The sequence below is a fragment of the Paenibacillus sp. SC116 genome (assembly GCF_024733555.1).
Classification (GTDB): domain Bacteria; phylum Bacillota; class Bacilli; order Paenibacillales; family Paenibacillaceae; genus Paenibacillus_B.
Genome location: NZ_JANIOF010000001.1, coordinates 2,232,036 through 2,245,985, shown reverse-complemented (window position 1 = coordinate 2,245,985; position 13,950 = coordinate 2,232,036). Strand labels below are relative to the sequence as shown.

The following is a 13,950-nucleotide window of genomic DNA, read 5'->3' as shown; positions in this document are numbered from 1 at the left end:
AGTGAGCGCTTTTATGAGGATGGCTTGAAAATCTTTGTTGGCTTAGATGAGAAGATGAAATGAATGATGTGTAGGCGGTCGGGTAACGTACTGTATTTTACTGCGTCTTAGATATATGTTCGTTTTCTAGAGGGTATGCAAACGTGATGGAGAAGTACAAGTCTCTTTATTCGATATAAGCTCCCCTTTCGTTATATGGACGGCGTTCGTTGTAGAAGGTTGCATGGATACCTAGGCTTAGACAAATTTGGCTGGATACATGTCTCAGTAGCGATAATGTGAAGGAGACAGCGAGGTTTTTTGCTGCTTATCTATTATAAATTGGAAAAATGACTAGCGATATGATCATTTTCCTTGTCATCAGTAAAGCTGCTTACTATAATCAAACTTGTGTTCAAGTAAGATGAAAGTTGCATAGGTTTGAAATTTTCATTTACAATATAAGAGTCGAAACGATTGCGGTCGTGTATATATTGCATCTTGAGACGACGGAATGACTACATTGCATGGTAAATAAGGAGAGAAACCGGTTATGAAGCTTGGAAATTGGAAACGCATACTTAGTGTACTAACTATTACGGCTCTATCGTTAACAGTTATGGCTTGCGGTGGAGCAAATACGGCGAAGCCAGCTGAGACGCAAGGTCAAGTTGAGAAGCCAGCTCCGGAGTCGAAGCCTACTGACCAACAATTGAAGACAACCTATCCTCTGAAAATTAAAGATGCGACAGGCCACGAATTCACATTTGAGAAGGCGCCTGAACGTATTGTCTCTATTTCTCCAGCAGATACGGAAATGCTATTTGCGATTGGGTTAGATAAAGAGATCGTTGGCGTATCCGATCATGATGATTATCCCGCGGCTGCTGCAACGAAGCCTAAAATGGGGGGATTGGAGCCCAATGTAGAAGCAGTTATTGCTGCGAAGCCTGATGTTTTGTTTACAGGATTTACGATAAAGGATGAGACGGTTAACAAATTCCGAGATATGGGGATTCGTGCATTCAAGTTGAATGCTAAATCATACGATGATGTGATCAACAGTGTTGAGACATACGGACTTATTACGGACCGCCAAGCGGATGCAAAAAAAGTAACCGATCATATGAAGAAAGTTCGTGAAGATGTACAAGCTAGCGTGAAAGACGCGCCTAAGAAGAACGTATACATGGAGTTCTCTCCTGGCTGGACAGTAGGAAGTGGCGAGTATATGCATGAATTGCTCGAAATCGCTGGCGGTGTAAACGTAGCTGCTGATCAGACGGGCTGGTTCCAAATTAACGAAGAGACGATCATTCAGAAAAATCCTGACGTCATTTTATATGCAAAAGGCATGCAAGATTTCGAAACAAATAAGCCACTTGAAACGATTATCCGCGAGCGCAAAGGCTGGAGTGAGATGAATGCGCTGAAAAATAATCAGTTGATCGGTATCGAAGATGACACGATTAGCCGACCGGGTCCAAGATTGGCTGATGCGCTGCAATCAATTGCTAAAGCGATCCATCCGGATCAAGTAAAATAAGTTGGGATGACAGACGAATGACAACTTTTACTCAACAACATGCACGAATGAATAAGCACAGGGGTATTGGAGCAGGAGCAGCGGGGATTTCGCTGCTCCTCTTGTCGATTGTGATATGTTTAGCGGTTGGATCTGTGGATTTGCCAGTTGGAGATATCGTCCGTATCTTGTTACACCAGTTGCCATGGGTAGGTGACTACATTCCTGTTACATGGGACCCTTCCTCAGCACAAATTATGATTCATGTTCGCTTGCCGCGAGTCATTATGGCGTTGCTAGTAGGCGGTGCGCTCGGTGTGTCGGGTGCTGCTTTCCAAGGTGTGCTACGCAATCCGTTAGCCGATCCATATACGCTTGGTATATCTTCGGGTGCTTCTGTAGGGGCCGCGTTACTTATTTATTTTGGGCTGCAATATGCTTTTTTGGGGCAATGGACGATTCCAGTTACGGCTTTTATTACGGCGATTATGGCTTTGTTTATTGTATTAAGAATGGCAAGAGAGAATGGTAAGCTGCCGATCCAGACGCTTATTTTATCTGGAGTGGTTATGCAATCTTTTCTTGGAGCGATTGTATCTTTTTTGGTTGCTATGTCCCAAGACGGGATTAATGAAATATTGTTCTGGACAATGGGCAGCTTGGCGATGCGAGGCTGGTCGTATGCAGGCATATTGCTTCCGTATTTTGTCGGAGGGTTGATTGTGCTTATTGCCTATTCACGTTCACTCAATATGCTTGCATTGGGAGAACGTCAAGCAGCACATATGGGACTACATGTTGAACGTACGAAATGGATTGTTTTATTAACAGCGACCTTTGTTGCAGCAGCTGCAGTTTCTGTCGCTGGTGTAATCGGATTTGTAGGACTCGTCGTTCCACATTTGCTTAGATTGATTTTTGGAGCAGACTATCGACTTTTGATTCCGATGTCTGCCATAGGTGGTGCATTATATGTGCTGTGGGCAGACACAATCGCGCGTACATTGCTTGCTCCGACAGAAATTCCATTGGGCGTCGTTACATCATTCCTTGGAGCGCCATTTTTCGCCTTTTTACTTATTCGCAACAAGCGTAAGTCTCAGGAGGGATGACAATGACAGAGCAAAAAAGCATGAACCATTTTGTTCAGATGGCCGATGCTCAACCAGCCCTTCAAGGTGAGGTCATTCTATCCGCGCAGGCTATATCGCATGGTTATAGTAAGCAACCTGTGTTACAGGATATTTCCCTGGAAATACACAAGGGTGAATGGCTAGGAATCATTGGTCCCAATGGTAGTGGGAAATCGACATTGCTATCCATACTATCTCGTGCTGAGCAGCCATCAGCCGGTCAGGTACAATTATATAGCCGTCCATTAGGGTCGTATAAACGGAAGGAGCTATCGCGGTTAATGGCAGTATTGCAACAAGAAACGATACCTCCCTTGCATTACACGGTTCGTGAAGTTGTCGAAATGGGGCGCTTCCCTTATCAATCATGGTGGGGGACGGAAAATGAGGATAGTGGTCCGTTTATTGATCATATTATGGAACGGCTGCAGTTGGAACAGTTGGCAGATCGCCGGATCGACCGCTTAAGTGGTGGTCAGCGCCAGCGTGTCGCATTGGCAAAGTTAATGGCGCAATCGCCAAGCATTATTTTGCTCGATGAACCTACAACCTATCTCGATATCCATTATCAAATGCAGTTTATGGACATTATTCGCGATTGGCAGCAAGATTGCGGTTTGACGGTGGTTTCTGTGCTTCATGATCTTAATTTGGCTGCGCTTTACTGCGACCGAATTGCAGTGCTGAATGATGGAATTATACACGGGCAAGGAAGTGCGGCTGAGATGATCACGCGAGAATGCTTTGAGCAGGTGTTTCATGTTCATGCTGAAATTGTCGATCATCCGAGAGTGAATCGTCCGCAAGTGCTGTTGTGCCCAGAAGAGGTATATAAGAAGGTTAAATAGCGTGTTGGCAAGTATGGTCATTACATTATTCATTGATCACGGTCAACATCATGTTATAGAGAAATCAACAAAGAAGCTATTGAGGTGGAATGAATATGGTACAAACAAATTGGATTCCAGCTATTCCAAAACTGAATGAAGAAGCGCGTCAAGCGGCAATTAATCATCAGAATCAATTGACGAAACCGCAAGGAAGTCTCGGGGTGTTAGAACATCTGTCATTGCAGCTTGCTGCGATATCTGGACAGTTAATTCCTCATCTCGATAAACGCGCTGTCATCGTCATGGCGGGTGATCACGGCGTATGTGCAGAGGGGGTAAGTGCTTTTCCTGCTGAAGTAACCCCACAAATGGTTATGAACTTTGTTCATGGAGGCGCCGCCGTTAATGTACTTGCAAGACAAGCTGGTGCTGATGTGTATTGTGTTGATATTGGTGTAAATGCTGATTTGGATCATCCCAAATTGTTGTCCCGTAAGGTAAAGCGAGGTACAGCAAATATGGCAAAAGAAGCAGCAATGAGCCGCAAGGAAGCAGAAGAAGCGGTCCGTGTAGGAATGGAGATTGCAGAGCAGCTAGTTGGTGAAGGCTATCGACTGATTGCTACTGGGGAAATGGGGATCGGCAATACGACGGCGAGCTCAGCTATGTTATGTGCCTTTACAGGCTTGGAGCCTGAAGAAACGGTTGGCAGAGGGACTGGAATTGGGGACGAGTTGTGGAAGCATAAATGTGACGTTGTGCGCCAAGCGTTGAATGTAAATGCCCCAGATCCGAATGATGCTATGGATGTGCTCGCTAAAGTGGGCGGGCTTGAGATTGGTGGCTTGGTTGGTATTATTATCGGGGCAGCGAAGCATGGTGTTCCAGTAGTCATAGATGGGTTTATTTCGAGCGTAGCTGCGCTTGCGGCTGTTCGACTTGTTCCTGAGGTCCTTCCTTATTTGATAAGCTCTCATTTGTCAGAGGAAAGAGGGCATCAGGCAGTTCTTCGAGAATTGGGATTGCAGCCTGTCCTGCATTTAAACATGCGACTGGGTGAAGGAACGGGGGCTGTGCTTGCCTTTCCATTGATTGATGCTGCCTGCTCGATTATGCGTGAGATGGCTACATTCGCTCAGGCGGGTGTATCGGGGAAAGAAGCATGAGTAATCATCGCATCATCCTCGTAACAGGCGGTGCTCGCAGCGGCAAGAGTACCTTTGCTGAGAAATATATGATGAAGTTAGCTCCAGAGGGCAGTTCCTACTACGCCACTGCGCAGCCATTTGATCAGGAGATGAAAGATCGCATAATTAGGCACCAACAGGATCGTGAAAAAAGCGGCTTCGCATGGAAGGGTAAAGAATGTCCGCTAGAGTTGCCAGAGCAGTTGCAACAAGAAACGTCTCATTATGTGCTGGTTGATTGCCTCACGATTTGGTTGTCGAATGAGTTGTTGGCAGTTGAGCAGCAGCCAGACGCAGAACAATTGTTAGCTGATCGAATCGATCAATTAGAAGAGGCTGTTAAGTCATTTGGCAGCAGAGGGACAGTCATTCTTGTTACAAATGAAGTAGGCAGTGGTGTGGTGCCTGCTTACGAACTCGGACGAACATTTCGCGATCATGCGGGTAGGTTGAATCAGCGTATGGCAGCATTAGCTGACGAAGTGTACCTTGTGACAGCTGGGATCCCGATTGAGTTGAAGAGTAGGATGGTCCAGCTATGAAAAATCATTTTTATAGCGCCATCGCAGCACTGCAATTTTTGACGCGCATTCCTATTCGCAAGCAAGTCCCATTCACGCCTGAAGTGCTGAAGCTGAGTACGATCTGGTTTCCATTGGCAGGCGCTGCAATCGGACTGTGCATATGGCTGGCAGGCGTTGGTCTCCAGCTAATATTACCCGCATATCCAGCCGCCGCTTTACTCGTGTTTTTTGCAGTAGTGCTGTCGGGTGGTCTGCATATGGATGGACTGATGGATACAGCGGATGGTTTATTAAGCAACCGTGATCGTGACAGAGTCATCGAAATTATGAAGGACAGTCGGGTAGGTGCGATGGGCGTGCTTGCTTGTGTTCTTGTTCTCCTGCTGCAGTGGTCATTTATTGGTGCTCTATTGGAAATGGAGAGTTGGAGTCCTCTTGTTGTGCTGCCATTTATAATAAGCCGTTATGTTATGGTATGGGCGATCGTTGTCTATCCGCATACAGAAGCAGAATCGGGCTTAGGTCGTTATTTTATGGGGACCAACCGTAAGCATTTGCTTGTTTCTGGAATCGTCATGCTCGTTTTAATCGGCTTATGTATGCTTGGTACCGCTATGATCGCTTCCATAGGTTCCTATGAACCTCCATCTATCCTAGCAATTTCATCGCATGATTTTTGGTTATGGGGAATTTTCGGGGGGATCGTGCTTATTATTCTCCAGCTCGTTGTGACGCATTGGATTGCTTGTGTAGTCAAACGACGGATCGGTGGGTTATCAGGAGATATTTACGGTGCTATGGGTGAACTGACTGTATCGATCGGGTTGATGCTTCTTGTTATCGGTGTAAAATGGTTAGCTAATTTATATTCATTGATGCAGTAAAGAGCTGCTTAATGTTTGGTCGTAGTACTGCATAGAGTATAAGAAATTAGAGAATAAAGATTTGTAGTGCAAAGATAAAGATAAATTAAAGATTCATAGATAGGCGATGGTTGCTCCTGATTGACTGTAGCTTTGACCTCATTATTTGCAACAGTTCTTGGTTTCCTTATTTTACAAGGTTAGAAAACAATCAAGCGGGGTAATGTAGCGAACAGTAGTGATTATTGACAGGAGCGAACAGATTTATGTTTGAAATACTTATTTCCATATTTGTCATCCAAATTGTGTATGTCACATTCTTCACGCTGCGAATGATTTTGACGTTGAAGAACCAAAGATATTATGCAGCAGGCATAAGTTGTATTGAGATTACAATTTATGTATTGGGGCTTAATATGGTGCTGCAATATTTGGATCAGCCAATTAGTTTGATCGTCTATGCGGTAGGTTATGGTCTTGGTGTACTTGTTGGTACATGGATAGAAGAAAAGATAGCGCTTGGCTATGTGACTTTGCGCATAATCTTGAACGATCCAGAGACTCAATTAGCGAACAAACTTCGTGATTCCGGTTATGGCGTAACAACTTGGATCGGGCATGGCCGTGATGGGGATCGTATGATGTATGAAGTGCTGGCAAAACGAAAAAATCAAAAGAAGCTGTACCAGTCGATATTGGAAATAGAACCTAAGGCGTTTATTGTAACGTATGAACCGACGCAGTTACACGGTGGCTTCTGGACGAAGAGTACGCGAAGATAAGCGGAGAATCACTCTCCGCTTATCAATTCGGCTTATACTTAAAATGTTGTTCGGGTTAAATTCCTGCATCTGAGTAGGCTTGCAATGTAGTTAGACATAAAGGAATTGTGAACGATACAACCTTTTAAAATGATAGGGTTTCTTAACAATCTGACCGTTACGATAAGTGACGGTCTTTTTGCTGGTACATGGTACAGAAGATTAAAGATTTAGGATTAAAGATTATCGGGAGCGGTTAACTATGGGTGAAATATGACTTTTCAACTAAATATTCAAACAATCACTTGAATGTTGTAATGATAAACGGTATAATGTGGTTAACAAAAGGAAATGTTATGGAACGAAAGGGGAACTTATTATGGGCATGCATCACGGACACAGCCACGGTCATGGACACGATCACGGGCATTCACATGGACGAGGCGCGAATAAGAAAGCGCTGCTCTGGTCATTAATTATTATTTTCGTCTTCCTCATCGTTGAAGTGGTAGGGGGCGTAATCACGAATAGCCTTGCGTTATTGTCTGATGCAGGGCATATGTTAAGCGATGCATCGTCGTTGCTGCTCAGTTTAATTGCCATGATTTTTGCAGCAAAGAAGCCTTCACCGAAGAAGACTTACGGATTTTACAGATTTGAAATATTAGCTGCATTCATAAATGGTCTTACACTTGTTGTTATCTCTGGTGTCATTCTGTGGGAAGCTTATGAACGACTTGTAAATCCGCAGGAAGTTGCGAGCTTGTCGATGATGGGCATTGCGTTTGCGGGCTTATTGGCTAACATTGCAGCCGCTTATGTACTCATGAGAGGCGATATTAAAAATAACTTGAATATGCGCAGTGCCTATTTGCATGTACTCGGTGATATGCTCGGTTCGATTGGTGCGATCATCGCTGGGTTCATTATGTGGAAGTTCGAATGGTATGTAGCGGACCCGATCATTAGTATTATCGTAGCTGTGCTTATTATTATAAGTGCATGGCGTGTTACGAGAGATTCGGTTAACGTACTGATGGAAGGAACTCCTTCACGCTTAGATGCAGCGGAAGTACGTCAGACGTTGGCGAGCATTCCAGATGTAATCGATGTTCATGATCTTCATATTTGGACGGTGACTTCAGGCTTCGACGTATTAAGCTGTCATTTAAAGGTTAAAGAAGGAACGAACAGTTACCCTATCTTAAATAAGGCGTTAAAGCTTTTGAAGGAAAAGTACGAGATTGCTCATGCAACTGTGCAAATTGAAGATGCTTCGGTTCAACATGGTGAGCTAATATGTGAGGTTGGACCGCAATCGGGAGAGCAGCATGATCACGATCATAGTGGTCATAGCCATGATCACGAACACAATCAAAGTGAACATGGTCACGGGCACGATCAGAGCGATCAAAAACATGAACAGGATCATGGGCACGATCACAGCGGTCATAAACATTAATATAATCCCCTGAGGTCTAAACAATAATTATGAACATGTTCATAGTGGCCATGGTTAGAATGGTGCCTGTAGTGGTTATACCTCGTTTATGACCAAACAAGCAAAAGCACGATCATAACTTTGTGAAAGTTGTTTATAACTATAGAAACAGAAACATCATAAGCATGCTTAATATGTTCATCGTAGAACTTATCGTTTATTTACAGAGTGGATTTTCATAAGCAAACAAATCACCTAGCAGAAAAAAGAATGGCGATACAGGAGTAGACGAAGTCTTCCCCATGTATCGCCATTCTTTGTGGTACGCAGGTTTCTTTTGCCCAATCTCAAAATCTAGGAGGTAGTATACTTGTTCCGCTTAGATATAGAAGGGAAGCCGTCCCGCTCATTATTCAAGCTCATATTGACGGAGCTTGTAATATAAAGCGCCTCGCGATATGCCCAGCATCCGGGCAGCTCGCGCCTTGTTGCCCTGCGCGCGTTTGAGCGCATCCCCAATGCGGCTGCGCTCCATTTCCTCGGAATGAGCGCTCAATGGCAGCTCATCCTCAGTTAGTTCAGCGAGCGTCGTCAGCCGTGCATAGTCCGGCAGCTCCTTCGCTGAAATCGCACTCGCGCCCGCTTCATGGGCAGCGAGCACGGCATGCTCCATCGCACTGCGCAGCTGCGGCAAGTTGTTCGGCCAATCGTAGGCCGCCACTTGCGCCATAGCATCGTGCTGGAGCACAGGCTGCGGGGAGCCGTACTTATCTGCGGCTTCCACAATGTACAAGTTGCACAGCTGTGGAAGCTCTTCTTCACGTTCGCGTACGGCAGGCACTTGATGCGGCACGAACGTATAGTACAGCGCTGGCAGCCAAGTCACAGCCAGTTCGGCATCATCCTCGAGCTGCGCTGAACCTGTGTATGTTGCGATGATGCGGCAGCGGCAAGAGAGCTGCGTACTGCCTTTCATACGGCTGTAGCTGCCGTTAGTCAGCATATCGTGCAACTTCTCTTGCACAGGTAGCGGCAGCTGATCGACATCTTTAAGAAAGAGGATGCCGTCTGCCGCCTGATCCAACTTCCCAAGCCGCTCACTGTCGCCTTCGCCTTGATAGCCGAATAATTCGGCTTCGAGCATGCCTTCCGGAATGTTCGCACAGCTCATGGTGACGAACAGACCTTCCAGCTCTAATTGATCGTATATCCATTCCGCACAGCTGCGTCTGCCTGATCCTGCTTCACCAACAAGCAGCAGCGGACGATTCCGCTCAACGACGAGCTTCGCTCGCTTGAGCTGTTCGGGCTTGAACGGTGCCACTATGGAAACGAACTTTTCTGCATCGGACTTTCGATACATTTCCGCACTAAGTTTGACGTAAGAAGTCATATTGCTTTCGATTGCAACGGCACCGAGCAGTTGACCTTCCGCATCGAATATCGGACTCGTATTGATCATCACATGCACCCCTGGACGAGGTTCATGATAAAGCTGACGAATCGGGGTTCTGCTCTCCATTACTTGAAACAGCATAATCGATTCCCGTTGGAAAAATTCCGCGATTCGCTTTCCGATAATCGATGCGTGCGATATGCCGTACATTATTTCCGCCTGATGATTCCAATAAAGGACAATTCCATCCTTATCCACGACTGTGACTGCATCATTCACTGTTTCGAGCAGTCCATGAAGCAGTGCGTGCTGTTCTAGTGCTGTCCAAGACTGGACAGGCTCCTGTTGATTAAGTTCAAGCTTCATATCACATATGTCCTCTCCCACAATTGCTGTTGTCCATATTATGTCAAAGGAAGTATTGATTTGCAACGGTCTTTCCGCTCTCAGCCGATTGTAGATTTAATTATTTCCTGTATATGTATTTACAAAATAAACCACGTGTGATTATAATTAATCAATAGCTGAAAAAGTGTTCAAAAATTAAACACTATTAAAGAGCTAGGGGGCGTTTTAGTAGATGGAAAGTCTATTGCGGAACACCTTTTTGTTTTTATCGAAAAATAGAACTGCGAATCGTACCGCAAAAAAGTATGGGCTGCGTTTTGGAGCGAAGCGCTTCGTCGCAGGCGTGCAAATTTCGGAAGCGGTTACAGCAATACAAGAGTTGAACGCGAAAGGAATCGTCGCGACGCTCGATCATCTTGGGGAGTTCATCACGACAGAAGAGGAAGCACGCGAAGCAACCAATTATTGCATTCGTACGCTGCATGCGATTGCGAGCAGCGGCGCTGACTCCCATCTATCTTTGAAAATGACGCAGCTCGGTCTAGATATATCTGCAGAGCTGTGCATGAAGCATATGCGCATGATTTTGGATGTTGCAAAGCAGTATAACAACTTTGTGCGTATAGATATGGAGGATTACGCGCGAAATCGCGTGTCCATCGAAATATTTGAACAGTTGCGGAAGGAATATGGAGAGACGATTGGGCTAGTTATTCAGGCGTATCTCTTTAAAAGCGCAGATGATATTTCTGCACTTTCCACGTATCGTCCCAACTTGCGTCTTGTAAAAGGTGCCTACAAGGAATCGCATGAGGTGGCATTCCCTCACAAAGAGGATGTGGATCGCAACTTTAAGCGAATCATTGAACAGCACTTGCTTGACGGCAATTATGCAGCTATTGCTACACACGATGAAGCCATCATCGAGCATGTGAAGCAGTTCGTAAAGGAAAAGGGCATTCCGAAAAGCCAATTCGAGTTTCAGATGCTGTACGGTATTCGGGTGCAAGCACAACAGCAATTAGCTGATGAAGGATACACCATGCGTGTGTATGTTCCGTATGGGGATGACTGGTATGGCTACTTTATGCGTCGTTTGGCAGAGCGTCCCGCTAATGTGTTATTCGTACTGAAGTCCTTATTCAAATCATAATGGAATCATAGGAGGAATTTATCGATGACAATAGCAGCATTTCGCAACGAACCGTTCACAGCATTTACTGTAGAGGCAAACCGCCAAGTTATGGAGCAAGCACTGAAGCAAGTAGCAAGTGAGCTTGGTCGCTCGTATCCACTCGTTATTAATGGCGAAAAAATAACAACTGAGAAGCAAGTAACTTCGATTAATCCAGGTAATAAAGATGAAGTTATCGGACATCTTTCTCAAGCAGATGCGGAGTTGGCACAACGTGCAATTGCTGATGCTGATGCTGCGTTCCAGACTTGGCAGTATGTTGATCCTGAAGTACGTGCGGGCTATCTTTTCAAGGCAGCGGCAGTTATGCGCAGACGCAAATTCGAATATGCGTCTTGGCTCGTTTATGAAGTAGGGAAGAACTGGGGAGAAGCAGATGCAGATGTTGCTGAAGCGATAGATTTTTTAGAGTTCTATGGTCGAGAGATGATTCGCTTAAGTGGGCCGCAGCCTTTGACGGTGCTTGAAGGCGAGGATAACCGTTTAACGTATATCCCGCTAGGCGTAGGTATCGTAATACCGCCATGGAACTTCCCGCTTGCCATTATGGCCGGTATGACTGCAGCTGCTGTTGTAGCAGGAAATACAGTCGTGCTGAAGCCGGCTTCCACTTCACCAGTAATTGCAGCGAAATTTGTAGAGTTGATGGAAGAGGTTGGCCTTCCTGCCGGCGTGATTAACTTTATTCCAGGTTCAGGTGCAGAAATCGGCGATCTGATCGTCGATCATCCTCGTACTCGATTCGTCTCTTTTACTGGGTCACGTGAAGTAGGATTGCGAATTAACGAACGCATCTCTCGTACACAGCCTGGTCAGATCTGGATCAAGCGTCTAATTGCTGAAATGGGCGGTAAAGATGGTATCGTTGTTGACAACGATGCTTCTGTTGAAGAAGCGGCTACTGCCATTGTGCAATCTGCATTCGGCTTCCAAGGTCAAAAATGCTCTGCTGGCTCCCGTGCGATTATCCATGCTGATGTGTACGATGCTGTTGTTGAACTCGTAATTGAGAAAACGAAAGCTCTGACGATAGGCACAGCTGTTGAAAATGTTGCGATTGGTCCTGTTATCGACCAAAATGCCTATGAAAAAATCCTTCAATATATCGAGATTGGCAAAGAGGAAGGCCGTTTAGTAGCTGGAGGCTCAATCGCAGAGGGAAATGGATATTACATTCAACCAACCGTGTTCGCGGATGTTGCTTCTCGTGCACGTATTATGCAAGAGGAAATCTTTGGACCTGTGCTTGCCTTGTGCAAGGCGGACAGCTTTGAAGAAGCTATTGCTATATTCAACGATACGGAATACGGCTTGACTGGCGCTGTATTCAGTGCAAAACGAGAGCATTTGGAGTATGCTCGCGCCCGGATGCACTGTGGCAATTTGTACTTCAACCGTAAGTGTACAGGTGCATTAGTAGGTGTTCATCCGTTCGGCGGCTTTAATATGTCTGGTACAGATTCGAAAGCTGGCGGTAAAGATTATTTGCTGTTGTTCACACAGGCGAAGTTAGTATCAGAGAAGTATTAGTAGGGGCAAGCTTCAGATGAATGTTAGTACCGCAGAAAAGGGGACATTTACAAGATTACAAGAGTTCACCTAGTATCGCTTACTTGTTAAAGTTTAGTTAATGTAGCTCATTTGGTAGAGTTCATATAGAAGTGTTTAATCGTTTATGACCCACAAACGTATTGGTTAGATATATATTAACGAAGAACAATGGCTTACCAAAGATGCTCAGAGTTAAGTTCAAGCTAAGGCTCATATTCTCTGGAATAAGGTTACAATATCTGCTATGATAGCGCATAGACGAAGAACGTCCCGATTTCATTCTCTAGTAGAATGCAGCGGGACGTTTTTTTGTTGCATAGAGAAGATTGTTGCATTGCAAAGATTGTTATATGGGAAAGGTGGATATAAATGAAATTTGATGAAGCGCATCATGAGTTTATTCAGTTTCATATAAAGCGAAGAACTGGCGAGAGAAGAGGAAGGCTTGAGCGCGGTCATCAACATGCAGAAAAGTTGTTTTGCCAACATGTATGGTGGCCTTTGCAGGGGCAGTTTAATCATTTGCATCCCGAATTCGAAGTGGTGGATTGGAGAGGTCAATCCTATTTTTGTGATTTTGTGTGGTTGTCAACGGCGGTGGGGTTGATAATAGAGATTAAGGGATTTGGACCACACGTGCGTGATATGGACCGACAAAAGTATAGCAACGAGTTAAATCGAGAAACATTTTTAGTAGCTATGGGCTATCAAGTCACTTCATTTTCCTACGATGATATTGCTCATCGACCTGAACTGTGCATAACATTGCTGCGCATGGTATTAAGCCGCTATCTCTCAGGGGTAGACCCAATTAAGTTAAAGCAAGTAGTAGAACGGGAGGTCATCCGACTTGCTTGTAGATTAGCCCGTCCACTCAAACCTGTGGATGTTGCAAGTCATCTGGAAGTCAATCATCGCACTGCTGTGCGATTGCTTCAGTCGTTACAGGCGAAAGGTCTGTTCCATGCTGTGATAGGAAATGATGGGAAGCGAGTTGCTCGGTATGAAATGCAGCAGCATGCATTGAAACTGTTATAAGTGGTTTGGTTTGAGCTGCTTATGATGTACTTTCTATATACTTTCTATGTGTACTTTCGATGTTTTTATGTGTACCTACGATGCATATACCATTGAAGTGAGAATTTATGGACTTGAGAGTGGAAGCAGGAGTTAAATGAAGTAGAAGTAGAAGTAGAAGTAGAAGTAGAAGTAGAAGT

At 45.0% G+C, this 13,950-nt stretch carries 12 protein-coding genes; 11 read left to right on the top strand and 1 reads right to left on the bottom strand.

Annotation, left to right across the window (positions count from 1 at the left end; all coding sequences use genetic code 11):
- Positions 1–532: 532 nt before the first annotated feature.
- The 8 genes from NQ117_RS09685 (at position 533) to NQ117_RS09650 (ending at position 8,264) form a co-directional block, all read left to right on the top strand.
- Entirely contained in the window at positions 533–1,525 is a 993-nt protein-coding gene (locus NQ117_RS09685) for an ABC transporter substrate-binding protein (protein ID WP_258277747.1), read from the top strand.
- A 47-nt stretch (positions 1,526–1,572) separates the two neighbouring features.
- Entirely contained in the window at positions 1,573–2,616 is a 1,044-nt protein-coding gene (locus tag NQ117_RS09680) for a FecCD family ABC transporter permease (RefSeq protein ID WP_258278216.1), read from the top strand.
- A 20-nt stretch (positions 2,617–2,636) separates the two neighbouring features.
- Positions 2,637–3,485, top strand: coding sequence for an ABC transporter ATP-binding protein (locus NQ117_RS09675; protein ID WP_258278215.1), 849 nt, complete (start codon positions 2,637–2,639; stop codon positions 3,483–3,485).
- An 89-nt stretch (positions 3,486–3,574) separates the two neighbouring features.
- Positions 3,575–4,633: a nicotinate-nucleotide--dimethylbenzimidazole phosphoribosyltransferase gene (cobT, locus tag NQ117_RS09670; RefSeq protein ID WP_258277746.1), complete on the top strand. Its 1,059-nt coding sequence runs from the start codon at positions 3,575–3,577 to the stop codon at positions 4,631–4,633.
- Entirely contained in the window at positions 4,630–5,196 is a 567-nt protein-coding gene (gene cobU / locus NQ117_RS09665) for a bifunctional adenosylcobinamide kinase/adenosylcobinamide-phosphate guanylyltransferase (RefSeq protein WP_258277745.1), read from the top strand. The genes cobT and cobU overlap by 4 nt, the downstream gene beginning before the upstream one ends.
- Positions 5,193–6,062, top strand: coding sequence for an adenosylcobinamide-GDP ribazoletransferase (cobS, locus tag NQ117_RS09660; protein ID WP_258277744.1), 870 nt, complete (start codon positions 5,193–5,195; stop codon positions 6,060–6,062). Before cobU ends, cobS begins: the two co-directional genes overlap by 4 nt.
- 245 nt (positions 6,063–6,307) lie before the next feature.
- Entirely contained in the window at positions 6,308–6,823 is a 516-nt protein-coding gene (locus tag NQ117_RS09655) for a DUF2179 domain-containing protein (protein WP_258277743.1), read from the top strand.
- A 358-nt stretch (positions 6,824–7,181) separates the two neighbouring features.
- Positions 7,182–8,264 (top strand): cation diffusion facilitator family transporter, encoded by a 1,083-nt coding sequence (locus tag NQ117_RS09650; protein ID WP_258277742.1) that lies wholly within the window; start codon positions 7,182–7,184, stop codon positions 8,262–8,264.
- 388 nt (positions 8,265–8,652) lie between these two features.
- Here the strand turns inward: NQ117_RS09650 and NQ117_RS09645 are convergent, their stop codons facing one another.
- On the bottom strand, positions 8,653–10,005 hold the full coding sequence (locus NQ117_RS09645) for a sigma 54-interacting transcriptional regulator (RefSeq protein WP_258277741.1): 1,353 nt from the start codon (positions 10,003–10,005) through the stop codon (positions 8,653–8,655).
- Between the two features lie 214 nt (positions 10,006–10,219).
- Here NQ117_RS09645 and NQ117_RS09640 point away from each other — a divergent pair, with 214 nt between their 5' ends.
- From NQ117_RS09640 to NQ117_RS09630, 3 genes are all read left to right on the top strand, one after another.
- A complete protein-coding gene (locus tag NQ117_RS09640) occupies positions 10,220–11,140 on the top strand; it encodes a proline dehydrogenase family protein (RefSeq protein ID WP_258277740.1) in 921 nt (306 codons plus the stop codon).
- Between the two features lie 24 nt (positions 11,141–11,164).
- Positions 11,165–12,712, top strand: coding sequence for an L-glutamate gamma-semialdehyde dehydrogenase (gene pruA / locus NQ117_RS09635; protein WP_258277739.1), 1,548 nt, complete (start codon positions 11,165–11,167; stop codon positions 12,710–12,712).
- 390 nt (positions 12,713–13,102) lie between these two features.
- Complete coding sequence (locus NQ117_RS09630) at positions 13,103–13,771, top strand: endonuclease domain-containing protein (protein WP_258277738.1); 669 nt, start codon at positions 13,103–13,105, stop codon at positions 13,769–13,771.
- Positions 13,772–13,950 lie beyond the last annotated feature (179 nt).